The sequence below is a fragment of the Nocardia sp. IBHARD005 genome, assembly GCF_052814245.1.
Genome location: NZ_CP199935.1, coordinates 2,018,080 through 2,041,143 on the forward strand (window position 1 = coordinate 2,018,080; position 23,064 = coordinate 2,041,143).

The 23,064-nt window shown below is 68.2% G+C and carries 23 protein-coding genes; 7 read left to right on the forward strand and 16 right to left on the reverse strand.

All coding sequences use genetic code 11. The features are described 5' to 3' along the window. The 3 genes from ACTWPB_RS09500 to ACTWPB_RS09510 form a co-directional block, all read right to left on the reverse strand. Positions 1–810: an exodeoxyribonuclease III gene (locus tag ACTWPB_RS09500; RefSeq protein ID WP_446225297.1), complete on the reverse strand. Its 810-nt coding sequence runs from the start codon at positions 808–810 to the stop codon at positions 1–3. A 161-nt stretch (positions 811–971) separates the two neighbouring features. Further along, positions 972–1,922: an N-acetylglutamate synthase, CG3035 family gene (locus ACTWPB_RS09505; protein ID WP_446225298.1), complete on the reverse strand. Its 951-nt coding sequence runs from the start codon at positions 1,920–1,922 to the stop codon at positions 972–974. Positions 1,923–2,033: 111 nt separating this feature from the next. Beyond that, positions 2,034–2,624 carry a peptide deformylase gene (locus ACTWPB_RS09510; RefSeq protein ID WP_446225299.1) on the reverse strand — a complete coding sequence of 197 codons (591 nt, stop codon included), beginning with the start codon at positions 2,622–2,624 and terminating at the stop codon, positions 2,034–2,036. A 171-nt stretch (positions 2,625–2,795) separates the two neighbouring features. On the opposite strand from ACTWPB_RS09510, the gene ACTWPB_RS09515 reads away from it, so the two are divergent. The 5 genes from ACTWPB_RS09515 to ACTWPB_RS09535 all read left to right on the forward strand — a co-directional run bounded on the left by ACTWPB_RS09515 (position 2,796) and on the right by ACTWPB_RS09535 (position 7,060). Next, positions 2,796–3,122 (forward strand): DUF3263 domain-containing protein, encoded by a 327-nt coding sequence (locus ACTWPB_RS09515; RefSeq protein ID WP_446225300.1) that lies wholly within the window; start codon positions 2,796–2,798, stop codon positions 3,120–3,122. Positions 3,123–3,164: 42 nt separating this feature from the next. Beyond that, positions 3,165–3,716, forward strand: a complete 552-nt coding sequence (locus ACTWPB_RS09520) for a LytR C-terminal domain-containing protein (RefSeq protein WP_446225301.1) — start codon at positions 3,165–3,167, stop codon at positions 3,714–3,716. A gap of 89 nt (positions 3,717–3,805) precedes the next feature. Continuing rightward, positions 3,806–4,501: a superoxide dismutase[Cu-Zn] gene (gene sodC / locus ACTWPB_RS09525; RefSeq protein ID WP_446225302.1), complete on the forward strand. Its 696-nt coding sequence runs from the start codon at positions 3,806–3,808 to the stop codon at positions 4,499–4,501. Positions 4,502–4,514: 13 nt separating this feature from the next. Next, entirely contained in the window at positions 4,515–5,657 is a 1,143-nt protein-coding gene (locus tag ACTWPB_RS09530; RefSeq protein WP_446225303.1) for a glutamate--cysteine ligase, read from the forward strand. Between the two features lie 50 nt (positions 5,658–5,707). Then, complete coding sequence (locus tag ACTWPB_RS09535; RefSeq protein WP_446225304.1) at positions 5,708–7,060, forward strand: DUF5933 domain-containing protein; 1,353 nt, start codon at positions 5,708–5,710, stop codon at positions 7,058–7,060. On the opposite strand, the gene mnhG is transcribed toward ACTWPB_RS09535, so the two are convergent. The 8 genes from mnhG to ACTWPB_RS09575 form a co-directional block, all read right to left on the reverse strand. Further along, positions 7,057–7,359 (reverse strand): monovalent cation/H(+) antiporter subunit G, encoded by a 303-nt coding sequence (mnhG, locus tag ACTWPB_RS09540; RefSeq protein ID WP_446225305.1) that lies wholly within the window; start codon positions 7,357–7,359, stop codon positions 7,057–7,059. The genes ACTWPB_RS09535 and mnhG overlap by 4 nt on opposite strands. After that, positions 7,356–7,616, reverse strand: coding sequence for a monovalent cation/H+ antiporter complex subunit F (locus tag ACTWPB_RS09545; protein WP_446225306.1), 261 nt, complete (start codon positions 7,614–7,616; stop codon positions 7,356–7,358). The genes mnhG and ACTWPB_RS09545 overlap by 4 nt, the downstream gene beginning before the upstream one ends. Continuing rightward, positions 7,613–8,167, reverse strand: a complete 555-nt coding sequence (locus ACTWPB_RS09550; protein WP_446225307.1) for a Na+/H+ antiporter subunit E — start codon at positions 8,165–8,167, stop codon at positions 7,613–7,615. The genes ACTWPB_RS09545 and ACTWPB_RS09550 overlap by 4 nt, the downstream gene beginning before the upstream one ends. Then, a complete protein-coding gene (locus ACTWPB_RS09555; protein ID WP_446225308.1) occupies positions 8,164–9,759 on the reverse strand; it encodes a Na+/H+ antiporter subunit D in 1,596 nt (531 codons plus the stop codon). Before ACTWPB_RS09555 ends, ACTWPB_RS09550 begins: the two co-directional genes overlap by 4 nt. Further along, positions 9,756–10,139, reverse strand: coding sequence for a Na(+)/H(+) antiporter subunit C (locus ACTWPB_RS09560; protein WP_446225309.1), 384 nt, complete (start codon positions 10,137–10,139; stop codon positions 9,756–9,758). The genes ACTWPB_RS09555 and ACTWPB_RS09560 overlap by 4 nt, the downstream gene beginning before the upstream one ends. Positions 10,140–10,215: 76 nt before the next feature. Beyond that, positions 10,216–13,005, reverse strand: coding sequence for a Na+/H+ antiporter subunit A (locus tag ACTWPB_RS09565; RefSeq protein WP_446225310.1), 2,790 nt, complete (start codon positions 13,003–13,005; stop codon positions 10,216–10,218). Between the two features lie 114 nt (positions 13,006–13,119). Further along, positions 13,120–14,397: a hypothetical protein gene (locus tag ACTWPB_RS09570; RefSeq protein WP_446225311.1), complete on the reverse strand. Its 1,278-nt coding sequence runs from the start codon at positions 14,395–14,397 to the stop codon at positions 13,120–13,122. 82 nt (positions 14,398–14,479) lie between these two features. After that, complete coding sequence (locus ACTWPB_RS09575; protein WP_446225312.1) at positions 14,480–16,735, reverse strand: AAA family ATPase; 2,256 nt, start codon at positions 16,733–16,735, stop codon at positions 14,480–14,482. 78 nt (positions 16,736–16,813) lie between these two features. Between ACTWPB_RS09575 and ACTWPB_RS09580 the strand changes: the two genes are divergently transcribed. Further along, the gene (locus tag ACTWPB_RS09580) at positions 16,814–17,278 is read left to right on the forward strand and encodes a hypothetical protein (RefSeq protein ID WP_446225313.1); all 465 of its coding nucleotides are present in this window, start codon (positions 16,814–16,816) and stop codon (positions 17,276–17,278) included. A gap of 108 nt (positions 17,279–17,386) precedes the next feature. Here ACTWPB_RS09580 and ACTWPB_RS09585 read toward each other — a convergent pair whose 3' ends face one another. The 5 genes from ACTWPB_RS09585 to ACTWPB_RS09605 form a co-directional block, all read right to left on the reverse strand. Continuing rightward, the gene (locus ACTWPB_RS09585) at positions 17,387–17,734 is read right to left on the reverse strand and encodes a UBP-type zinc finger domain-containing protein (protein WP_446225314.1); all 348 of its coding nucleotides are present in this window, start codon (positions 17,732–17,734) and stop codon (positions 17,387–17,389) included. Further along, positions 17,727–19,193 (reverse strand): ATP-binding protein, encoded by a 1,467-nt coding sequence (locus tag ACTWPB_RS09590; protein WP_446225315.1) that lies wholly within the window; start codon positions 19,191–19,193, stop codon positions 17,727–17,729. The genes ACTWPB_RS09585 and ACTWPB_RS09590 overlap by 8 nt, the downstream gene beginning before the upstream one ends. A 77-nt stretch (positions 19,194–19,270) precedes the next feature. Next, positions 19,271–20,938, reverse strand: coding sequence for an FAD-dependent oxidoreductase (locus tag ACTWPB_RS09595; protein ID WP_446225316.1), 1,668 nt, complete (start codon positions 20,936–20,938; stop codon positions 19,271–19,273). Positions 20,939–21,102: 164 nt separating this feature from the next. Continuing rightward, positions 21,103–21,288, reverse strand: a complete 186-nt coding sequence (locus tag ACTWPB_RS09600) for a hypothetical protein (RefSeq protein WP_446225317.1) — start codon at positions 21,286–21,288, stop codon at positions 21,103–21,105. Positions 21,289–21,480: 192 nt separating this feature from the next. Continuing rightward, positions 21,481–22,509: a beta-ketoacyl-ACP synthase III gene (locus ACTWPB_RS09605; protein ID WP_446225318.1), complete on the reverse strand. Its 1,029-nt coding sequence runs from the start codon at positions 22,507–22,509 to the stop codon at positions 21,481–21,483. 238 nt (positions 22,510–22,747) lie between these two features. Between ACTWPB_RS09605 and ACTWPB_RS09610 the strand changes: the two genes are divergently transcribed. Next, positions 22,748–23,020 (forward strand): GlsB/YeaQ/YmgE family stress response membrane protein, encoded by a 273-nt coding sequence (locus ACTWPB_RS09610; protein ID WP_446225319.1) that lies wholly within the window; start codon positions 22,748–22,750, stop codon positions 23,018–23,020. Positions 23,021–23,064: the final 44 nt, after the last annotated feature.

Consider the following 23,064-nt stretch of genomic DNA (forward strand, 5'->3'; position numbering starts at 1 on the left):
TCAGAATTCGGCGATGACCGGGGCGTGGTCGCTCGCGCCCTTTCCTTTGCGTTCCTCGCGGTCCACCGAAGCGTCCTTGATCTGGTCGGCGAGGGCGGGGGAGGCGAGGATGAAGTCGATGCGCATGCCCTCCTTGCGAGGGAAACGCAGCTGGGTGTAGTCCCAGTAGGTGTAAACGCCGGGGCCGGGGGCGAACGGGCGCATCACATCGCGGAAGCCGAGATCGAGCATGGACTGGAATGCCTCGCGCTCGGGCGCGGAGGTGTGGGTCTTGCCGATGAACAGCTCCGGCGCCCAGACATCGTCGTCGGTGGGGGCGATATTCCAGTCGCCCACCAGCGCGATCTTGGCCTCGGGGTCTTCGGCCAGCCAGCCCGCCGCCTTCGCGTGCAGGGTCGAGAGCCAGTTCAGTTTGTAGGTGTAGTGCGGGTCGGTGAGCGTGCGGCCGTTGGGGACGTAGAGGCTCCACACCCGTACCCCGCCGCAGGTCGCACCGAGCGCGCGCGCCTCGACCACCGGCGATTCGATCAGCGAATCGCCCGCGTCCTTGTCGAAGCCGGGCTGATCGGGGAACGAGAGCTCGACATCGGTGAGCCCCACCCGCGAAACGATCGCGACACCGTTCCACTGATTGAGCCCCACATGCGCCACCTCGTACCCCGCGGCCTCGAACTGCTCGAAGGGGAACTGATCGTCACGGCACTTGGTCTCCTGCAAGGCCAGCACATCGATGTCGTGGCGGTCGAGAAAGGCGATCGCCCGATCGACGCGGGAGCGGATCGAGTTGACGTTCCAAGTGGCGAGACGCACGGTGGCGTTGTCCTTTCTGATCCGCCTCTCCGCGTATTTTGGCCAGACTCAGGTGAGTCTCGCGCTTAGTACGCGGCCGGCGGGGGCGGGGGTATGGGAGTCAGCCGGTTCCCGGTGAGTTACCCATGTTCTTGCTAGAACATGAACGGTCAGGAGCTTTGTTACTGGCCTTGCGGGGCGGCGTAGCGGTAGGCGTGGTGTTCGATGAAGCCGAGTTCGCGGTACAGGGCCATGGCGGCGGAGTTGCCCACTTCTACCTGGACGTAGGCGTGGCTCGCGCCCTGCTCGGCACCCCATCGGATCAGTTCGGCGCACAGTAGCGCGCCGAGTCCGTTGCGGCGGTGCGCGGTCGCAACGGCCACGCAGGTGAGGCCGACCCAGCGTCGGCCGTCGGGGGCGGTGGTCACCGCACCGCGGCCGATGGACAGGGGTTCGGGCAGGCCGAGTGAGGCGAAGCCGACCGTGCCGTCGAGGACCGAGGTGAGCACGGCCAGGTCCGGTTCGCGCACGGCGGGGTCGAGGGGGATCTCGCCGCGGTAGCGGTGGGTCCGCAGCCAACCGTCCTCGGGCACGTCGGTGATCCGCACCATCGAGGGTCCTTGTGGCAGGACGAAATTCGCGATGTCGAGACCGAGGACCACGGTCTCGCTCCAGGTGTTCCAGGTCGGCGGGACAGGGGCGAGCCGGTCGGGCAGTTGCAGCAGCAGCGGCAAACCCTGACTGGTGTACCAGTCCGCGATCTTGTGCATGGTGTCGATCGACAGCACCGCGGGCACACCCGATTCACCCAGCGGCACAGCCGAATTCGCCCGCCCGGTGTAACCGTTGCCCGCCCGCGCCAGCCAGCCGTCGATCCACAGGTGCGCGCTGCCCGGCCAGGCCATGGCCGCCGCGGTCTCCAGCGACCGGATCTCCTTGGTTCGAATAGGCCTGGGCCCCAGCGCTTTCAACGCGACAACGCGATCAGCGGACACCGAGACCAGTTCACCCTCGGCGGTCCGCACCGACGGCGGGGTCAGCGACACCAGTTCGCCGATCACATCGGTGAGCGGTTGGGGATAACCCGCGGGCAGCTGATACCGCATCACCACGCGGCGGCCGAGGGGAATCATGGTTCTCGGCCGCCTCGATCTGGACTGAGTGGAGGGTGCGACGAAGGAGTGCCCGGAGGCAGGGAAGGTCGAGGCCTCCGGGCCGAGAACCGCGGCGCCAGCCGCCATGTCTCAGTCGTCATGACCGAAGGGGTCGGGGACGGTGCCGGGGATCCAGCTCAAACCCGGTGTGCCCCAGCCGTTTCGCTTGATCGCCTTCTTGGCGGCGCGGGCATTGCGGCCGATCAGCACGTCGACGTAGAGGAAACCGTCGAGGTGGCCGACCTCGTGCTGCAGCATGCGCGCGAAGAAGCCGGTGCCCTCCAGTTCGACGGGCTCGCCGTTCTCGTCTGTCCCGGTGACCTTCGCCCAGTCCGCGCGACCGGTCGGGAACTGCTCGCCGGGCACCGACAGGCAGCCTTCCTCGTCGTCATCGGGGTCGGGCATGGTCTCGGGGATCGCCGAGGTCTCCAGCACCGGGTTCACCACCACGCCCTTGCGGCGAACGGGGTTGCCGGTGGCGTCGAAGTCGGGGCAGTCGTAGATGAACAGCCGCTTGCCGACGCCGACCTGATTGGCCGCCAGGCCGACACCCTTTGACTCTTCGAGAGTGTCGTACATATCCGCGATGAGCTCGGCCAGCTCACCGGGAGTCTCCGTCACCTTCGCGGTGGGGTTGTGGAGAACGGGGTCACCGACGATCACGATCGGGAGAATTGCCATGGTCGCCATTATCGCCGCCCGGGTGGGCGTGCGATCGGCGGACCCCTGTGGGCCGCGCCACCCCTACTGGCCTTCAGTCAACACGCCGTGACATGGGTCGAAGGATCCGGGGAACCCGTGGTTGAATGACGACGGTATTCAGCGTCTCGTGATACTCGGCGAGGGAGCAAGATGGACGGCGCAGCAGCTCGGCACAGCTCCGACGGCCCCACTGTGGGCGAACAGGACTCGGCGGCCGGCGAGAGCGCCGGTCTGAGCCGCCGCGAGCTCGACATCCTCGACTTCGAACGCAAATGGTGGAAATACGCGGGCGCCAAGGAAGACGCGATCCGCGAACTGTTCGCCATGTCGGCCACCCGGTACTACCAGGTCCTCAACGCGGTCGTCGACTCCGACGCGGCGCTGGCCGCCGACCCGATGCTGGTCAAACGGCTGCGCAGGCTGCGGGCGAGCAGGCAGAAGTCGCGTGCCGCCCGCAAACTCGGTTTCCAGGTCTGACATGAGGGCCACACACCCGCTGTTGCGGCTAGGGTTGGGCGGGTGAGCAACCCGAATCCCACCCCCGGCGGCCCGCCGTTGCGCGCGCTGGCGATGGTGTTGATCGCGCTGGCCATTGTCTTTGCCGGTCTGGGTGCGATGTCGCTGTCGAACTCCGATGCCGTGGCATCGGACGCGCAGACCGAGACCACCACCTCCAGCGCGGTCGCGCAGGCGCAGGCCACCACCACGCCCGCGCCGAAGACCACCAGCGCGGCCGCCCCGACCACAACGACCGCCGTCGCACCGACGACCACGACCACGACTCCCGCCGCGGGTGCCGCGGATCAGGCTGTGCCGGTGCGGGTGCTGAACAACAGCCTGGTCGCCGGCCTGGCCGCGCGCACCGCGAGCGAACTGACCACCGCGGGCTGGACCAATGTGAGCACCGGCAACTACAGCGGCGCGAACCTCACCACCACCACCGTGTACTACGGCGGCGGCGCGGGCGACAAGGCCGCGGCCACCGAGATCGCCGAGCAGGTCGGTGGCACGGTCGCGCCCAAGTCGGGGGATACCTCGCCGGGTGTCGTCGTCGTACTCACCGGTCGCTGAACCAGGCGCGGCACGCGGTGCCGTAGGCCGCGTCGCCGCTGTGGCATCATCTTGAGCGGTATAGCCCCAGTCCGATAAGGAGTCCCCTGATGGCCACGTCGACAACTCGTCGCCCGTCCTGGCGCATTGTGACCCCGGTGCTCGCGGTCGCCGCGTTCGGGCTCGTCGCCTGCACCAACAGCCAGGAGTCGAGTGACGTCAAGGGCACCACGCCGCCGGTGTGGACCAGCTCGCCGGCACCTGGGGCTGAAAGCGGCGGCGAGGGTGGCGGTCACGCCGCACCGTCGGCGACCGCGGCCCCCGGCCACGGCGACGATCAAGGTGGCGTGGCGGGCGGCCTGAAGACCTCGCTCGAGAACGGTGCGGGTGCCGAGGTCGGCACCGCGACCATCGTCGCCGAGGGTAGCCACCTGGTCGTTACCGTCGAGGCGCGCGGTCTGACGCCCGGCTTCCACGGCCTGCACTTCCACCAGAACGGCACCTGCGAGGGCGACTTCACCTCGGCCGGTGGGCATCTGCAGGTCGGCAGTCCCACCGCGCACCCGGCCAGCGGTGACCTCACCTCGCTGCAGGTCGGCGCCGACGGTTCCGCGAAGCTGGTCACCCGGACCGACGCGGTCACCCTCGACAACATCAAGGGCAAGGCGCTGATCATCCACGCCGGCGCCGACAACTTCGGCAATATCCCCCCGCGCTACACGCGTGAGGGTGGCACCGGCCCGGACGAGACCACCTTGAGCACCGGCGATGCGGGCGCCCGCGTGGCGTGCGGCGTCGTCGGTTAGCGAGTCACCACCCATGGCCGGGGCATTCGAGTCGGTTCCGTTTCGCGGTTCGCCCCGGCCGACCATCGGCATCGAATGGGAGATCGCGCTCGTCGACAAGTTGACGCGTGATCTGTCCAACACCGCCTCGGCGGTGTTCGACGCCGTCGGTGACCTGCGCGCGCACGACGGCACCCCGCAGGTCACCAAGGAATTGCTGCGCAACACCGTCGAATTGGTGACCGGCGTGCACGACACGGTCGGCGGCGCGGTGGAAGATCTGCGCGCCACCATGAACGCGGTGCGGCGCGCGGCCGATCCGCTCGGTGTCGACCTGTTCTGTGCGGGCACCCACCCGTTCGCGCAGTGGTCGGCCCAACAGCTCACGCGCTCACCGCATTACGACGAACTGATCGAACGCACCCAGTGGTGGGGCCGCCAGATGCTCATCTGGGGCGTGCACGTGCATGTGGGAGTTTCGCACCGGGACAAGGTCTTTCCGATCCTGAACTCGCTGCTGCTGTCGTATCCGCATCTGCTCGCGCTGTCGGCCTCCTCGCCGATGTGGTCCGGCGACGACACCGGCTACGCCAGCAACCGGGCCCTGATGTTCCAGCAGTTGCCGACCGCCGGACTGCCGTTCCAGTTCGAGAACTGGCGCCAATTCGAAGGTTTCGTGCACGACCAGATGAAAACCGGTGTGTTCGAACAACTCGGCGGCATGCACTGGGACATCAGGCCCGCACCCAAGTGGGGCACCATCGAGGTGCGCGTGTGCGACGGGCTGTCCAGCCGCGCCGAACTGGCTTCGGTGGCCGCGCTGATCCACTGCCTGATCGTCGATCTGGACCGGCGCCTGGAAACCGGCGAGGAACTGCCGACGCTGCCGCCATGGCATGTGCAGGAGAACAAATGGCGGGCCGCGCGCTACGGGCTCGACGCGATCGTGATCGTCGACGACGCCAGCAATGAGCGTTTGGTCACCGACGATCTGATGGATCTGCTCACCCGGCTCGAGCCGACCGCGAAGCGTCTCGGCTGCGCCGACGAGCTGGCCGCGGTGGCTGACATCCCCCGCCACGGCGCCTCCTACCAGCGGCAACGCCGGGTCGCCACGCAGACCCATGGCGATATGGTCGCGGTCGTCGACGCGCTGGTGCACGAGCTGGATCGCTAGCGTTCAGCTGCGCGGGGAGTCGGCGTTCACCCGCCGTTTACGATGTTTGGATGCTTGTCGAACATCCGCGCGCCGTTGCGGGGGGTGCCACCCTCGGTTCTCGTCTGCGTGAGCCACGCACACTCGCCGTAGTCGCGGTGGCCGCAGTGCTCGCGCTGCTGGTCGGATTGCAGATCGTGGCCGCGGTCAGCGGCTTCGACGGACCGCTGGCCAGCCTGGCGCGCGACTTCGTCGGCACACCCAAATCGATGTCGGTGCCGTGGGCCGGGCTGGTGCTCGCGCTCGTGGGGATCTCCGCGCGCCGCCGGGTGATCGCGCTGGCCGCCGCGATCGGGATCGATGCGGTGTGGGTCGCGCTGCGGCTCATCGACGGCCAGCCGTTCACCGTCGGCAACGGGCCGACGATCGTGCTGGCCGTGCTGGCGGTTGTCGCGGCGGTGCGCTGGCGGGGTCGTGAGCGCGGTGACGCGTTGAAGGCCGTCGCGCTCGGTGCGCTGCTGGTGCTGGCGACCAAGGTGGGTGATGTGTGGTTGCACCTGACCTCGGCGCTGCGGCCCACGGTGCTCGACGAGTACGCGCTGCTCGCCGATCACGCGCTCGGTGACCCGTCGTGGGTCGTCGGGCGGGTGCTCGATGTGCTCGGGCCCGAGGTGTACGCGGTGCTGCACTGGGTCTACATCGAACTGCCGGTGGCCGCGATCGCGGTGGCGGTGTGGCAGTTGCGCAAGGTGGTCGCGACCGGGCAGTGGCCGAGCCACTATCTGGTGCGCACGTTCCTGGTGCTCGGTCTGGTCGGGCCGCTGTTCTATGTGCTGTTCCCGGTAGTAGGGCCGATGTTCGCGTTCGGGGCCGACGGGCACGGTTTCCAGGTGGGCAATTTCTGGCCCGCGGCGCTGCCGCCGATCGACTCGAACCCGGCCGCGCTGCCATTCGACGAGTTCACCCCGCGCAACTGCATGCCCTCGATGCACACCGCGTGGGCGCTGTCGCTGTTCATCCACACCCGTCGCGATGTGGACGGGTCGCGCGCACCGATCTGGATGCGCTGGGGCGGGGCGTTCTGGCTGGCCGCCACGGTGACCGCGACGCTGGGGTTCGGGTATCACTACGGCGTGGATCTGGTGGCGGGCGCGGTGCTGTGCCTGACCGTCGAATCGGCGTTGCGCGCGCCCGAGCGGGGTTGGGGCGCGTTCCGGATTCGGCTGGTCGGGTTCGGTGTCGTGGTGTTCGCGGCGCTGCTGTTGTCCTACCGGTATCTGGCGGTGCCGATGGCGGAGTATCCGGTGGCCGCAGGCGCGATCGTCATCGGGCTGTTGGCCGCGGTGGGTGTCGCCTTCCACAACACCTGGTTCGCCACCGCTCCCGAACCCGCTCTCGAGCGAATCGCCACGCCCGCTACTTAGAAGAATCCATCACGGTGACGTTGTTCCCGGTAGGCGGTGCGGCCGATGAGATGGGCCACGACCGGGGCCGTGATGATCGTGAACAGGCCGGTGAGCACGAGCATCCAGACGTTGAGGTCGGCGCGGATGTCGATGCCGGTGCCGACGAGGATCAGGATGAGGCCGACCACCTGCGGTTTGGTGGCCGCGTGCATGCGGGTGAGGGTGTCGGGGAAACGGACGATGCCGATCGACGCCGTGAACGCGAGGGCACAGCCGGTCAGGATCAGGACCGCCGATGCCCATTCCCAGCCGCTCATCTGTCGTCCCTGACCCGGAATCGGGTGACCGCGGCCGAGCCGAGGAAACCGACCAGCGCGAGCGCGACGATCGCCGGGATCACCGTGGTGTCGTCGCTGTAGGCGGCCCATACCGCGAGCCCGGATGCGGCGATGGCCATCAGTGAGTCGATGCCGACTACCCGGTCGAGGGTGCTCGGCCCGGCGAGCACGCGGTAGCTGGTGATCGCCGCGGCGGCGGTGAGCAGGATGGCTGCGATGATGGCGACGACGGTCAAGGTTGCACCTCCGGTGGTGGGTCGACCCGGCGGCGTTCGCTCGGTCGTTCGAAGGCGTTGATCAGCAGGTGTTCCAGGCGCTGGGTGGTGTGATAGAACTTCGCGACCGCCTCGTCGCTGCCCACATCGAGTACGTGCACGTAGACCACACCGCGCGGGCGGTCGAGTTCGAGGACCATGGTGCCGGGGATCAGGTTGAGCAGGTCGGCGCACATCACCAGCACCAGGTCGGACTGGATGCCCAGGTGCACGCGCAGCACGCCCGAGACCGGCGGTCCGCTGGGCCGCAGGGCGAACCAGGCCACCTGCAGACTCGATTCGAGCGCGTAATAGATACTGACAGCGATCAATTCGAGAAACGACAGCGGATGGAAACGCCCGGCCACCGGAACCGAGGGGAGCGGAAGCGCGAAGACCACGATCAGCGCGACCACGACACCGGCGAGTGCGTTGGCGAAGCTCAGATCGCCCCAGAGCGCGACCCAGACGGCGGCGAGCCAGACCAGAACACCGAGGCGAAGGGCGTTGTCGCGGTTGATGAGTCGGCTCATCGCGGCTCCGGTCCGAGTACCGAGTCGATGTAGACCGACGGGTCGTTCAGGTCGCCGGCGGCGCGTTCGGCGATACCGAGGACGGGTCCGGCGAACACGGTGAGCGCGAGCCCGGCGCCGACGAGCCCGACGGTGGCCAGCACCATCAGCACGGGCATCCGGCCGGGCTCGGTGCGGTCCTCGTAGCGCACATCGGTCGAATCCTCCACCAGTGTCGGCAGATTCGCCGCGGTGAGATGACCTTCCGGCGCCTCTTCGCGCGGTCGCCAGAACGCTTTGCTCCAGACCCGCGCCACCGCGTACAGGGTGAGCAGGCTCGTGATCACCGAGCCCGCGACCAGTGCCAAGGCCAGTGCGCTGCCGTCGGCGGCACCGGCCTCCAGGAGCGCGACCTTGCCGATGAATCCCGAAAAGGGCGGGATGCCACCGAGATTCAGGGCGGGGAGCAGGAACAGCACACCCAGCAGGGGGCTCGCGGTCGCCAGTCCGCCGATCCGTCGCAACGACACCGACCCGGCTTGGCGTTCGATCAGTCCGACAGCGAGGAACAGCGCGGTCTGCACCAGAATGTGGTGGGCCACGTAGAACACCGTGCCGGTCAGCCCGGCGGTGGTTGCCAGGCCGATGCCGAACACCATGTAGCCGATGTGGCTGATCAGCGTGAACGAGAGCAGTCGCCGGATATCGGTCTGCGCGATGGCGCCGAGGACACCGATGAGCATCGTCGCCAGCCCACACACCAGCAGGATGTCGTCGAACGCGCCGTCGGGGAACCAGAGCGTGTGGGTGCGGATGATCGCGTAGACACCGACTTTGGTGAGCAGACCGGCGAACACCGCGGTGACCGGCGCGGGCGCGGTGGGGTAGGAGTCGGGCAGCCAGCTCGACAGCGGGAACACCGCCGCCTTGATCCCGAACGCGACCAGCAGCACCGCGTAGCAGGCGGTACGCACGCCACTGGGTGTCTCTTCCAGGCGCACGGCCAGTTGCGCGAGATTCAGGGTGCCCGTGGCCGCGTAGGTGAGAGCGATGCCGATCAGGAAGATCAGTGACGACACCATCGACACCATCACATAGGCGATGCCGGTGCGGATGCGTTCCTCGGTGGCGCCGACGGTGAGCAGCACGAACGAGGCGACCAGCAGGATTTCGAAACCGACGAACAGGTTGAACAGGTCACCGGCCAGGAACGCGGTCGACACGCCCGCGGTCAGGATCAGGTAGGTGGGCCGGTAGATCGAGGTCGGCTGGTGTTGGTCACCGTCGGAAATATTCTGTCCCGCACCGTAAATCGACACTACGAGCAGCACGAAGGCCGAGACCAGCAGCATCGCGGCGCTGAGCCGGTCGACGACGAGGGTGATGCCGATCGGGGTCGGCCAGCCGCCCACCTGCACGGCGGTGGTGCCGTCACGGTCGGCGAGGTACAGCAGCAGCCCGCTGATCACCAGCACCATCGACAGTGCCGTCAGCGTGATCATCGCCTGGAGGCGCGGGCGGCGACCGAACACCAGTGTCGCCGCGGCGGCCAGCAACGGAACCAGCACGGGCAGTGCGGCGATGGCTGGCAGCAGATCCGGGGACAGGGTCACTGTTCAGGATCCTCCCGCTCGCGCCGGGCGGCGACCTGGGCGTCCTCGGGGTCGTTGGTGACGTCTTCGGTGGTGGTCAGCATGTAGGCGCGATAGGCCAGCGCGAGCACGAAAGCGGCCAGGCCCATGGTGATCACGATCGCGGTGAGCACCATCGCCTGTGCGAGCGGGTCGGCCATGCCGTCGGGGGAGGTGTCGGAGCTGCCGAGGACCGGTGGCTTCCCGTCCGGGCCGCCCATCGTGAGGATCAGCAGGTTCACCGCGTTGCCGAGCAGGATCATCCCGAGCAGCATCTTCGACACCACTCGCTCGAGCAGCAGGTACACACCGCACGCGGTGAGCACGCCGATGGTGATCAGCACAGCGAGATTCGCGCTCATGCCTGCACCTCGCTGGCGCTCGGTTCCGGCATGACCGCGATGGCGGCTGTGCTGATGAGTCGCTCGCTGCGCTCGCTCATCGGACTTCCTTGTCCAGGCGGGCGCCGAGGCTGCGCAGCACGTCCAGGACCAGCCCGACGATCACCAGGTAAACGCCGAGGTCGAAGAACAGGGCGGTGACCAGTTTGATGTGGCCGAGCAGCGGCAGCGTCACCTCGACGATCGCCGAGGACAGCGGGGGCGCGCCGAACAGCAGCGATGCGGTGGCGGTGCCCGCGGCGAGGGTGAGGCCCGCGCCGAGCAGGTGCCCGGCGTCGACCGGGAGTGCTTCGCCCAGTTCGTATCGGCCGCCCGCGAGGTAGCGCAGGGTCAGCGCCAACCCGGCGACCAGGCCACCCGCGAAGCCGCCGCCGGGCGCGTTGTGGCCGGAGAAGAAGAAGTACACCGACAGCACCATGATGGTGGGGAAGACCAGGCGGGTGGTGATCTGCAGGACCATCGAACGGTCGCGGCGGTCGAGGAGGCGGGCGGCGGGCAGCCAGCTCACCGCGTCGGGGTCGTAATTCGGTGAATCGACGGCGCGGGGTGCGCTGCCGAAGCGGCGGCTGCGGAAGACCAGCGACGCGACGCCGGTCGCGGCGACCACGAGCACCGAGATCTCGCCAAGGGTGTCCCAGGCGCGGATGTCGACCAGCAGGACGTTGACCGCGTTCTTGCCGCCGCCGATCCGGTAGGCCGCGTCCGGGATGGTCTGCCAGATCGGGTCGCCGTGCCTGGTGGCGATGGCGAACGCGGCGAGTACGGGGACGGTGATGCCGACGGCGATGGCCAGCAGCGCCCGGCGGAATTTGAACGCCGTGCCCTGGCTGTCGGCGATCTCCGCGGGGAACGCGCGCAGCACGAGCACGAAGACAACCAAAGTCAGTGTCTCCACGAGGAATTGGGTCAACGCGAGATCGGGGGCGCCGTGCAGCGCGAAGATCACGCCGCAGCCGTAGCCCGTGACCCCGACGACGAGCACACTCGCCAGCCTGTTTCGCAATACGGTGGCGGCCAGCGCCATCGCGATCATGATCGCACCGATCGCGGCCTGCAACGGTGAATCCCACAGTCGCAGTTGCACTCCCGTACGCGTGCCGACCGCGAGCAAGACCGTCGGTAGCACGATGAGCGTGCCGAGGATGGTGGCCTGGCTGGCAGGCAGCGAACCGGACTGCACAGTTGCGGTGATGCGCAACGAAAGCCGGTCCATCGCGCGCAGCGCCGCGTCGTAGCCGCGATCGGCATTGCCCAGACGCGGGTGTGCCGGTTCGCCGATCCGGCCGCGGATCAGGAACAGGGCGATGCCTGCCGCGACGATGACCACCGTCAGCGCGAGCGGTCCGGTGAAGCTGTGCCAGAGGGCGAGATGGGTGTCGAGTACCCCGGGTAGCGTCTCGGCGTAGGGGCTCAACCATCGATCGACGATCGGGGTGTCGAGACCGCCGGCCAGCCCGGCCACCGCGAGCACCGCGGGCGGCGCGAGTAGCAGCGCGCCGGGTGCGTGCCAGGTGACCACGCGCTCGGGATCGTCGGTGATTCCGAAAGCGCCCCAGACGAATCGGATGCTGTAGGCCACCGTGAAGGCCGAACCGACGGTGACCCCCGCGAGCAGGGCGAACCGCACGGGCGGGCTCAGCACCTCGGCCGACCACAGCGCGCCGAGCGCCGACTCCTTTCCGACGAATCCGAGCAGCGGTGGCAGACCGGCCATGCTGAGCGCCGCGAGCACCGCGATCGCGCACAGCACCGGCGCGCGCTGACCCAGCCCGGACAGTCTGCGCAGGTCCCTGGTGCCCGCGCCGTGATCGATGATGCCGACCACCATGAACAGGCATGCCTTGAACAGCGCGTGTCCCACCAGCAGGGCGAGTCCGGCCAGCGCCGCGTCCGGTGTGCCGATGCCCATCATCGTGATCATCAGACCCAGCTGGCTGACGGTGCCGAACGCCAGCACCAGCTTCAGATCGTGCACCTGGATCGCCCGCCACCCGGCGAGCAGCATCGTGGCGATGCCGAGCGGCAGCAGCATCAGATGCCATGGCGGTGTCTGCGCGAGCGCGGGCGCCAGCCGGGCCACCAGGTAGATACCGGCTTTCACCATCGCGGCCGCGTGCAGATACGCACTCACCGGGGTCGGCGCCGCCATCGCGCCGGGCAACCAGAAGTGCAGCGGCACGATCGCCGATTTGCTGATCGCCCCGAGCAGCACCAAGCCGACCGCGACCGATACCGCGCTCCCCTGCGGGACAGCGCTCGCCGCGAGCAGATCCGAGAGCAGGAAACTGTCGTAGCGAAGTCCGAGAATGACGATCCCGACCAGCATCGCCAGCCCGCCCGCACCCGTCACCAGCAGCGCCTGGATCGCGGCCCTTCGACTGACCGAACGCTCAGCGTAGTGGCCGACGAGCAGGAACGACAGCACCGTCGTGATTTCCCAGAACACGTACAGCAGCAGCATGTTGTCACTGATGACCAGGCCGAACATGGCACCGGCGAACCCGGTCAGCTCGGCCGCGAACACCCCCAGCCGGGCTTCGTCACGCTCGAAGTAGCGGCCGCAGTAGGCCAGGATCAACGCGCCGACGCCGAGCACCAGCGTGCACATCACCGCGGCGAGGGAGTCGAACCGCAGGTCCATATCCATCGAGATCTGTGGCGCCCACCGCACCTGCGTGCGCACGGTGTCGCCCCAGTGCGCGATCACCCAGCCGAGGCTGCCCAGCGGGACCAGCGCCAACAGGTAGAAAGCGTTGCGGCCAAGCACTCGTACGCACAGTGGGGCCAGCAGGGCGGCCAGTGCGTGAACGAGCAGAACGGCTAGCAACTCTCCCTCCGTCGGGTAGGTAGCGGTCGAGTAGCGCGCCCCGATCCTACGGGCGCGAACGCGATGTTCGGCGGCACCGAGGTTGTCGCGTCGGCCATGTCGCGAGCGGTGTGGCTATGGCTGCGCTACCCGTTGCGGCGCGGCGGGCCGGATCTGGTGCAACACCGCGAGTCCGGCCGCGGCGCCGACGGTGATGGCCAGCGCGACCTGGCCGGGCACCCGCTCGGCAACGGCGGTGCTGCTCGTCGGCCAGTGCCGTTGCCCGGTGGGAATCGCCCACAGGATCGACGGCAGGTACAGCGCACCCAGCCCGAGCGTCGCGCTCGGCAGATAGGTGACCCGGATCGAACCGATGGCGAAACCGGCGACACAGGTCAACAGCACTACCCCGGCCGGCCACGCGAACGCCCACGGAAGGTGTTCTTCCACCGTGGCGAAACCGCAGATCGCGGCGGCACCGAGCAGCACGCCCCACGGTGTCGCCCAGCGCAGGCCCGCCAGGATGGCTACTACACCGACGACGAGAACGAGCACGAGATACCAACCGAGACTCGGTGCGTCATCGAGCGAATCGGCTGCCGCGGTCACGCTCACGGCGACCAGGACACCGGTGCCGTCACGACCGGGCAGCAGCATGGCGGCCACGAACGCCGCCACCAGCGTGACGCTCACGGCGACCACGATGTGCCAGGAGTTCACGCGTCGTCCGTCGAACTCGCTGCCGAGCCAATCGGTGGTGATCAGCAGCGACAGCGCCAGCACGGTGGTGGCGATGATCGGGGTGATCGGCAGATCCGCTGCCATGCGCGGCACCGCGGACAGCATGAGGCCGTGCCGGTGGCGCGCGGTGTTCACCGCGAGTAGGACGACCGCCGCGCCGACCAGCCAGAACGGGGTGTGCACGGCCTCGTTCGCCATCGCCGAGGCGTTCGTGGTGAACACCGCGACGACTTCACCGTAGACGAACACGACCAGGACCCCGAGCCCGAAACCGACCGCCGACCAGCGCATCCGCCACGCGCAGATACACAGCGCGCCGAACAGCACGCCACCGCACAGCGAGTCGATGTAGTTCTGGGTGGTGAGTACATCGGCGGAGGTCATCGCCTCCCCGATCAAGTGGTTGATCGCCAAGGCCGTCGCCCCGCCGGTCGCGGCGAGCCAGATAAGCCCCGGCCGGGTGACCGGCCTGGCCAGCACGGCGACGACAACGGCCACGATGAGACCGAGTGCGGCCGCGCGGGGAACGCTGTTGATCAGGCTCGTGACGCGGTACGGCGAATCGATCCCCGACTCGTCACCGAAGCTGAACGGCAGGAACAGCGACATTCCCGCGGCCGCGGCCCCGGCGAACGCCGTGGCCGCGTCCAGACCATCACCGATCTTGGGCACCGTGCCGACGATACCGGCGACTACCCCTCCCACCTGGGATGTCGTGTCCGGATAGGTAGGCGGCGAGTTCCGGTGGCCGGGATCAGGCCCGGCTCTGCGCGTAGCGTCGCAGCGATTCGACCTGCGCGGGATCGAGGGACGGGCGCACGGTGGCGCGGGCGGTGGCCACGTCCTCGGCGGTGACGTCGGCGGCGGCCATATCGCGGCGCAGTGCCGAGAGCGCGGCCTCGCGGAGCAGGGCGGCGCAGTCGGCGGCCGAGTAACCGTCGAGATCGTCTGCCAGGGCAGCCAGGTCGACGTCGGTGGCCAGCGGAACCGAGCGGCCCGCCGTGCGCAGGATCTCGAGCCGTGCCGGGCCGTCCGGCGGTGGGACGAAGACGAGGCGGTCGAGCCGGCCCGGCCGCAACAGCGCGGGGTCGATCAATTCGGGGCGGTTGGTCGCGCCGACCACCACCACGTCGCGCAGGGGTTCGACACCGTCGAGTTCGGTGAGCAATGCGGCGACCACCCGGTCCGACACCCCGGAGTCGCTGCTCTGGCCGCGGCGGGGGGCGAGTGCGTCGACCTCGTCGAGGAAGATCAGCGACGGTGCCGAGTCGCGGGCCCGCTGGAACAGTTCGCGCACCGCTCGTTCCGAGGAACCGACCCACTTATCCATCAGCTCAGCGCCTTTCACCGCGTGCACGCTGAGCTGACCGGTGCCTGCCAGTGCCCGCACGAGGAAGGTCTTGCCGCAGCCGGGTGGTCCGTAGAGCAGGACCCCACGCGGCGGTTCGACGCCGAGGCGGGCGAAGGAGTCGGGGTGGCGCAGCGGCCACAGCACTGTTTCGGTGAGTGCCTGCTTGGTTTCGACCATGTCGCCGACGTCGTCGAGGTCGAGCGACCCGATCGCCAATTCCTCTGTCCCCGAACGTGACAGGGGCCGGATCACCTCGAGTGCGCCGATCAGGTCGTCCTGGACGAGTGCTGGTTCGGTCTGTTCGCGGCTGGCCCGGCCCGCTGCCCGCACGGCCGCTTCCCGGCACAGCGCGGTCAGGTCGGCCACCACGAAACCCGGTGTGCGCAAGGAGATCGCATCGAGATCGAGTTTTCCGGCGGGCACCTTGCGCAGCAGGTGTTCGAGCAGGGCCCGCCGAATCGCCGCGGTCGGCAGTGGCAGCGCCAGTTCGCGGTCGCACAGGTCCGGTGCCCGCAGCCGCGAATCCACCTGTGCCGGATGGGCGGTGGTGGCAAGCATGGCCACGCACGGCGCGCGCACCGCGGCCCGCAGCTGGTCGAGGATGAGGGTGGCGACAGGTTCGGCCTCGGCGGGCAGCAGTGCGTCGATATCGGTGATCAGCAGCACGCCGCCCTGTCCGGTGGCGACATCGGCCACCGCCTCGGCCACCTCACGCAGCCGGGTGCCGCTCTCGGTCGCGCCGACGCTCGGACCGTCGACCTCGATGATGCGACGCGGTGCGGTAACAGCTTTGGCGAAGGTGGCCTTGCCGACCCCGGCCGGACCGGTGATGAGCACCCCGAGATGGGCCGGCGCGCCGAGCGTCTTGAGCAACTCGGGTTCGTCGAGCGCCAAGCTCAGCCATTCGGCCAGCTTGCCCGCCTGACTCTGCACCCCTGCCAGGTCCTCGACCTGGATCGGCGTGCTCCCCGACCTCACCGTCACCGCGACTGGTCCTGGCTGATCCGACTCCGAAACCCACTGTTGCCCAAGCGCACCCGGCCGGTTCACCGAAGGCTGCCGCATGTCGCCGTCGCGTTCCAGGATGTGCTGGATCGCGGCCGCGCCCGCACCCCAGCCGACGGCCGAATTCGGTTGCACGCTCACCGGTCCCGGCATCGGCTCGATCGCCGTCACGGTGAGCAGTTCGGTGGTCCAGGCGATACCGAAGGCGCGCGAGAGCGCCTGCGTGGCCGCCGAGGAACTGATGTCGGGTCCGAGATCGCGCGGTAGCAGCGACACCGCGTCACCCACGGTCACCACTTTGCCGAGCAGCGCCTGCCGCAGGGTGGCCGCCGGAATGCTGGCCATCGCGTGCGCCGAGCCGCTCAGCGAGATCTGTTTGGCGCCGAAGACCGTCACCGGGGCGACCGTCACCGCCGCGTTCTCCCGCAACCCCACATTCGACAGCGTCACGTCATCGAGCAGCGCCACCCCCGGCGGGCTGTCCGCGGGCGCCTTCGCCACCACCGCCGCGGTCCTGCGCGCGCCGATCAGGGAGATGCCGTCCCACTCGCGCAGACCGAGCGCGGTGAGTGTCTCGGGGTGCAAACGCACCACCCCGCGACGGGCATCGGCTGCGGAGGGGTTGAGCCGGGCGGTGAGCGAAAGTTCAGCCACCGCCCCATTCTCCCCGCTTCGCGGCGCGATCAGGTATCGATAGGGCGACCGCAAGGTCAGACGGCCATTCTGGCTGACATGACGAACTATCGCCGCAAGTCGGTACGCTGCATCGGACGCGCCGGAGGTACCGGCGCCGCGATCTATCGGGGAAAGCAGCAGATGAACCGAATCTCCCTCGTCGTTCTGGCCGCCGGGGCACTGACCCTGACACTGTTCGGGTGCGGTTCCGGCGACGACTCCGCCGATGCGAGCGGGCTGCGCAAGGGCACGCCGAGCTCCAGCGCGCCCGCCACCACCACAGCGCCCACCTCGAGCGCGGCGCCGACCGCTGCCGCCGTGAGCGCCGACATCACCTGCACGCAGTTCAAGTCGCTCGATGCGGACGGTGAGAAGAAGGCGATCGAGGAGATCCTCGCGGAAAACCCCGGTGGCCCGTTCGACGGCAGCCCCAACGTGGCGCTCGGCACCGTGAAGCTGGTCTGCCTGGTTCCGGCCAATGCCGACAAGCCGGTCGCCGACGCCGCCGGGATGAAGCCCTAGTCGCTCAGCCCAGGGGCGCCGTCGGGCCACGAGGGAGTGGTCCGGCCGGGTCCGTTGTTGCTCAGCACATAAGCGCCGTCGGGCCACCAGGGCGTGGTCCGTTGTTGCTCAGCTCAGCAGCGATTGCCAGTTGGCGGGCACGCGGGCGGCCGGGCCGGGGACGGACTGATCGGTCGGGTGGCTGGTCGGCGGGGCTAGTTCGGGACCGTCGCTGTACATCTCTGCGCTGGAGAAGTTGTAGAACCAGTCCTCGCCCGGTTCATAGCTCTGCATGAACGGGTGCGCGGTGGCCTCGAAATGCTTCGTCGCGTGCTTGCCGGGGGAGCTGTCGCAGCAGCCGACGTGCCCGCATTCGGCGCAGCGGCGCAGATGCACCCACCAGCCGCCGCTCTCGTCGCATTCGGCACAACCGGCGCCACTGGGCGGCACGCTCGGATCGATCCCCGCTTCAGCCATCCTGACCTCCTGTAGTAGGTGTGCTGACATCCTCCGCTGCCGGTGTCAAGGGCAGGCGGACGATGAACCGCGTGTTGCCGGGTGCTGATTCGACCCGGATATCACCGTTGTGCTTGTTGACCACGATCCGGAACGAGATGTCGAGGCCGAGGCCGGTACCGTCGCCGACCGGCTTGGTGGTGAAGAACGGCTCGAAGATGCGGCCCCGCGCCGCGGGGGCAATGCCAGGCCCGGTGTCCCCGATTTCGATGGCGGCGCAGTCGTTCTCCTTGAAGGTTCGGATCGTCAGGGTGCCCTCGCCACCCATCGCGTAGACCGCGTTGTCGATGAGGTTGGTCCACACCTGATTGAGTTCGGCGGCGAAGCAGGGGATCGGCGGCAGGCCGCGGTCGTAGTCCTTCACCACATGGATGCCGTCACCGAGTTTGCGGTTGAGCATCACCAGGGTGGAATCGAGCAGTTCGTGCAGGTCGACGACCTGATACGGCGCGCGATCCATCTGCGAATACTGTTTGGCCGCACCGACGAGCGTGGAGATGCGGGTGGTCGAGTCGAAGATCTCGTTCATCAGCAACTCGGTCTCGATCGTGTAGTTCAGCCAGCGCACCGCACCCTCGAACACCGGCGCCTGGCAGGCCTGCAGCGTCGCGTGCACGCCCTCGAGCCAGTCGGTGTCAAGGCCCGCCTGCACGAAGGTCGGCGCCAGATTCCAGCCGTCGGCGATGCCGCGCTCGTCGAACCAGTCGGCCAGCGCGTCCTCTCGATCGGCGGCTTCCAGCGGGCTGAGGTCTGGTGCCTTGGCGACCTGCTCGGCAGCCTGCTCCTGCAGCTCGATGAGCTTGACCAGCGCGTCGGCCGGGAACTTGCCCTCGGCCATCATCTTGAGCTTGTGCCGCATCCCGGCCACGCGTTCGCGCAGGCCGGAGGTGGCGCGCACCGCGGCGGCGGCGGGATTGTTGAGCTCGTGGGTGAGTCCGGCCGACAGTGAACCGAGGGCGAGCAGCCGTTCGCGTTCGGCGATCCGCTGGCTCGACTTCTGCCCGCCGAAGAACGCGCCCTCGAGCAGGTGCACGGCCATCGGGAACCACTCGTGCATGATCCTGGAGAAATCCGCCGCGTCCATGACCAGGAACCGGGAGCGGCGCAGCACATACATCGAGCCGTTGTAGTCCTGGTTCGCCCGCTCGCCCAGATACGCCATCCAGGCACCGGCGTACACCCCGCGATGGTCGGTGCGGTTGGTCTCGATCTCCACCCCACCGGACAGCTTCGTCAGCCGCACCTCGCCGTCGATCAGCACGTAGAAGCAGGTCGCCGGTTCGCCCTCGCGGAACACCGGGCCCGGGTCGACGTACTCGATGCGCCCGAGAGCGCACAGCTCGGCGAGCTGGGAGTCGTCGAGCTTCTCGAACAGGAACAGCGTGCGCAGTTCTTCCGGATCGCAGATCAAAGAACTCATCTCCTATGCCGTCTGTATGGGCATGATCGGGCGGCCTGCGTGGTCACGCTCCGCTTCCGCCTCCGGCCGCTGACCTCTCATGCCAGATACCGGTGGACGAGCATGACCGCCATCGCGCCCTCGCCGACCGCCGAGGCGACCCGCTTGGCGGATTCGGCGTGCACATCGCCGGCGACGAACACGCCGGGCACGCTGGTCTCCAGATGCTGCGGTGGGCGCGGCAGTTCCCAGCCGGGTGGTCGCGCGCCGTCGACCATCAGGTCGGGTCCGGCCAGCACGTAGCCTGCGGCGTCGCGGGTGACGACGCCGTCGAGCCAGCCGGTCTGCGGTGCGGCGCCGATGAACAGGAACAGTCGTTGCGCGTCGACCTTGTCTTCGGTGCCGGTGCTGTTGTCGCGCAGGATGATCCGTTCCAGGTGCGTGTCGCCGTCCACGCCGGCCACCTCGGTCTCGGTGTGCACCACGATGTTCGGGATCTCCGCGATCTGCTGGACCAGGTAGTGCGACATCGACCGCTCCAGCGACTCGCCCCGGACAACCAGGTGCACGCGCCGGGCATTGCGGGACAGGAACACCGCGGCCTGCCCGGCCGAATTGGCCCCGCCGACGATGTAGACCTCCTGCTCGGCACACTCGGCGGCCTCGGTCATCGCCGAGCCGTAATACACACCGCGCCCGGTGAATTCGTCCACACCCGCCGCCGGGTGACGCCGATAGTCCACGCCCGTCGCGATCAGAACCGTATGCGCGCACAGCTTTCCACCATCGGCGAACCGCACCGTGCGCGCCGAACCATTGATCTCGAGCGCGACCACATCGCGAGTGGTGATGATCTCCGCGCCGAATTTCGCCGCCTGCCGCCGGGCCCGATCCGCCAGCTGCGACCCCGAGACCCCGTCGGGAAATCCGAGATAGTTCTCGATCCGCGAACTCTGCCCCGCCTGCCCACCGGTGGCCGTGCGCTCCACCAGTACCGTGCGCAACCCCTCCGACGCGCCGTACACCGCCGCGCCGAGCCCGGCGGGCCCGCCGCCGACCACGATCAGATCGTAGAAGTCCCCACTGGGTTCGACGGTGAGCCCGACGTTTTCGGCGAGCTCGCTATCGGTCGGCTGGATCAGCGCGGTGCCCGCGGCCGTGATCACCACCGGACAGGTCAGCGGATCGGCGCCCGCCGCCTCGAGCAACCGGGTGCCCTCCGGCTCGTCGACCGGGTACCACCGATACGGCAACTGATTGCGCGCCAAGAACTCTCGCACCTGCGAAGACCGCGGCGACCATCGATCGCCGACGACCTTGGTCTCGTACACCGGCCGTTGCTCGGCACTGCGCCAGACATCGAGCAACCCGTCGATCACCGGATACAGCTTCTCCTGCGGCGGATCCCACGGCTTGAGCAGGTAGTGGTCGAGATCGATGACATTGATCGCGTCGATCGCGGCGTCGGTGTCGGCGTAGGCGGTGAGCAGCACCCGGCGCGCGTACGGGTGCAGGTCCATCGCCTGCTCGAGGAATTCGATCCCGTCCATGCCGGGCATCCGGTAATCGGCGATCAGCACCGCCACGGGCTGGCCCCGCAGCTTCATCTCCCGCAGTGCTTCCAGGGCCTGCTGCCCCGATTCGGCCCGCAGAATCCGATAGCCGGCGCCGTAGCGGCGGCGCAGATCGCGCACCACCGCCCGGGAAACGCCGGGATCGTCGTCAACGCTCAAAATGGCCGGTTTGGTTACCGAGGGAGTGCTCACTGTTCGAGTATCCCTGTTTTTGGAGCGCTGGCGCGCTCGAGCGGGGCCCTTCGGGCCCCCGATCTTCCCTCCCTCCGGGTACTCCTTCGTCGCACCCTCCGGTCAGTCCAGATCGGGGCGGGCCCCTTGTAAAGAGACATACCGTGGTTACCGGTCAGGTGGGGCTATAGCTGGTGATGGAGCACCAAGTCGAGTTCGGTGGGGGTGAGGAGGCGTTCGAGGCGTTCCTCGCGTTTGAGACGGGTGCCGCGCGGCACGAGCGCGCTGGGGAGCGCGAAAGCGTCGTCCGGTCCCGGCAGGAGCGGGACCTCGTTGATGTGCCTGCGTGGCAGGAGTGAGCGCAGTTTCACGGCCGATCACCTCGGGTTTGACGACGGAAACGCTGGAGGCTGAGCTTCGTCGATCAGCAAAAGTCGGTAGCGAAAAGTTTGCCAGCATGTCCGAGGTGGTGCAAGCTGGACAAGGTGGACACGGCGAGCCCACCGGTCGGCGGCCTGCTTCGGGGCAGGCCACCCCGGTTTTGCGGGCATTTTGCTGATCGGCTATTTCCAGGCGGGCATGGTGACAATCTGTGCCGCATAGGACAGCCCGGCACCGAAGGCGATCAGCAGTGCGGTGTCGCCCGGCTTCGATTCGCCCTTGCGCAGCAGCGCCTCCATCGCGAGCGGGACCGATGCTGCCGAGGTGTTGCCGGAATCCTCGATGTCGTTGGCTAGCGCGCAGTGCTCCGGTAGCTCGAGCACCCTGGCCATGATCTCGATGATCCGGCCGTTGGCCTGGTGCGGGATCATCGCATCGAGGTCGCCGGTGGTCAGGCCCGCGCGGTCGATCGCCTCGCGGCAGACCTTCTCCAGTGAGTGCGCGGCCCAGCGGAACACCGCCGTGCCCTCCATCGTGAGGTAGGGGCGCACCGCGTCGGTGCCCTTCTCCCCGATCTCGGCGAAGAACTCCGCCCAGTCCTTCGACTGGCGGATGGCGTGGTGCTGGGTGCCGTCCGAACCCCAGGCGGTCGGGCCGATGCCCTGCTCGGCCGACGGGCCGACCACCACCGCACCCGCGCCGTCGGCGAACAGGAACGCCGTCGAACGGTCGGTGAAATCGATCGTCTCGGTGAGTTTTTCGACGCCGACCACCAGCACGTGGTTCGAGGTGCCCGCGCGGACCAGGTCCGATGCCAGGCCGACCGCGTGGCAGAACCCGGCGCAGCCCGCCGCGATGTCGAAGGCGGCCGCGCCGGTCATGCCGAGGTCGGTGGCGATGCGGGGGCCTATGGAGGGGGTGAGCACCAGATTCGTCGACGTCGCCACGATGACGCAGTCGATCTGGTCGACCTGCACGCCCGCGGCGGCGATCGCGTCGCGCGCGGCGGCGACACTCATGGATTGGATGGTTTCCTCGGCCGAGGCGAAGCGCCGGGTGTTGATGCCCGATCGGGTGCGGATCCACTCGTCGCTGGAGTTGATCGGCCCGGCGACCTCGTCGTTGGTGACCACCCGAGCTGGGCGGTAGACACCCAATCCGAGGATCGCGGTGTGCTCAGCACCCGTCGTCTGGGCGATTCGAGCAGCCATTGTGTGTCTCCTATGTACCTGTCAACCTGCGGCAGCACCGCTGGGTGTACCTGAGGCATCGAAATCTGTCCCTCATCGCCCGTGACCCGTGCGTGGACACCATGTGAACGCTGAGACATGAGGCTTCCTCATATTAGCGCGTCAGATTGTGATCTGAGTGTCGATTGTCACAAGATCGCCGGGGGTATCTTGTGGAGAAGGCGATTGCTCGCCGACCCATCGAGGGATCGAGGACATCATGCTCGGACTCGGCATCATCAGTTGGATCATCATCGGCGGTCTCGCCGGTTGGATAGCGAGCAAGTTCATGAAGACCGACGCACAGCAGGGCATCCTGCTCAATATCGTCGTCGGGGTCATCGGCGGTCTGCTCGGCGGTTTCCTGCTGAGCCTGTTCGGCGTCGATGTCGAAGGCGCGGGCTGGATTTTCAGTTTCCTCACCTGCCTGGTGGGCGCCTGCGTGCTGTTGTATCTGGTGAAGCTGTTCACCGGGCGTAAATCGGTCCACTGACCACGGGTGCTTGCCCCGGGCTTCCCGTAAGGTGTGATCGCTTG

Excerpts from the sequence above, each read along its gene's own strand:
- mnhG (WP_446225305.1), bottom strand. The coding sequence starts at position 7,359 with ATGAGCGGCTGGGAATGGGCATCGGCGGTCCTGATCCTGACCGGCTGT.
- ACTWPB_RS09585 (WP_446225314.1), bottom strand. The coding sequence starts at position 17,734 with ATGGCTGAAGCGGGGATCGATCCGAGCGTGCCGCCCAGTGGCGCCGGT.
- ACTWPB_RS09560 (WP_446225309.1), bottom strand. The coding sequence starts at position 10,139 with ATGAGCGCGAATCTCGCTGTGCTGATCACCATCGGCGTGCTCACCGCG.
- ACTWPB_RS09505 (WP_446225298.1), bottom strand. The coding sequence starts at position 1,922 with ATGATTCCCCTCGGCCGCCGCGTGGTGATGCGGTATCAGCTGCCCGCG.
- ACTWPB_RS09605 (WP_446225318.1), bottom strand. The coding sequence starts at position 22,509 with ATGGCTGCTCGAATCGCCCAGACGACGGGTGCTGAGCACACCGCGATC.
- ACTWPB_RS09535 (WP_446225304.1), top strand. The coding sequence starts at position 5,708 with ATGCTTGTCGAACATCCGCGCGCCGTTGCGGGGGGTGCCACCCTCGGT.
- ACTWPB_RS09590 (WP_446225315.1), bottom strand. The coding sequence starts at position 19,193 with ATGAGTTCTTTGATCTGCGATCCGGAAGAACTGCGCACGCTGTTCCTG.
- ACTWPB_RS09515 (WP_446225300.1), top strand. The coding sequence starts at position 2,796 with ATGGACGGCGCAGCAGCTCGGCACAGCTCCGACGGCCCCACTGTGGGC.
- sodC (WP_446225302.1), top strand. The coding sequence starts at position 3,806 with ATGGCCACGTCGACAACTCGTCGCCCGTCCTGGCGCATTGTGACCCCG.
- ACTWPB_RS09510 (WP_446225299.1), bottom strand. The coding sequence starts at position 2,624 with ATGGCAATTCTCCCGATCGTGATCGTCGGTGACCCCGTTCTCCACAAC.
- ACTWPB_RS09580 (WP_446225313.1), top strand. The coding sequence starts at position 16,814 with ATGACGAACTATCGCCGCAAGTCGGTACGCTGCATCGGACGCGCCGGA.
- ACTWPB_RS09550 (WP_446225307.1), bottom strand. The coding sequence starts at position 8,167 with ATGAGCCGACTCATCAACCGCGACAACGCCCTTCGCCTCGGTGTTCTG.
- ACTWPB_RS09530 (WP_446225303.1), top strand. The coding sequence starts at position 4,515 with ATGGCCGGGGCATTCGAGTCGGTTCCGTTTCGCGGTTCGCCCCGGCCG.
- ACTWPB_RS09610 (WP_446225319.1), top strand. The coding sequence starts at position 22,748 with ATGCTCGGACTCGGCATCATCAGTTGGATCATCATCGGCGGTCTCGCC.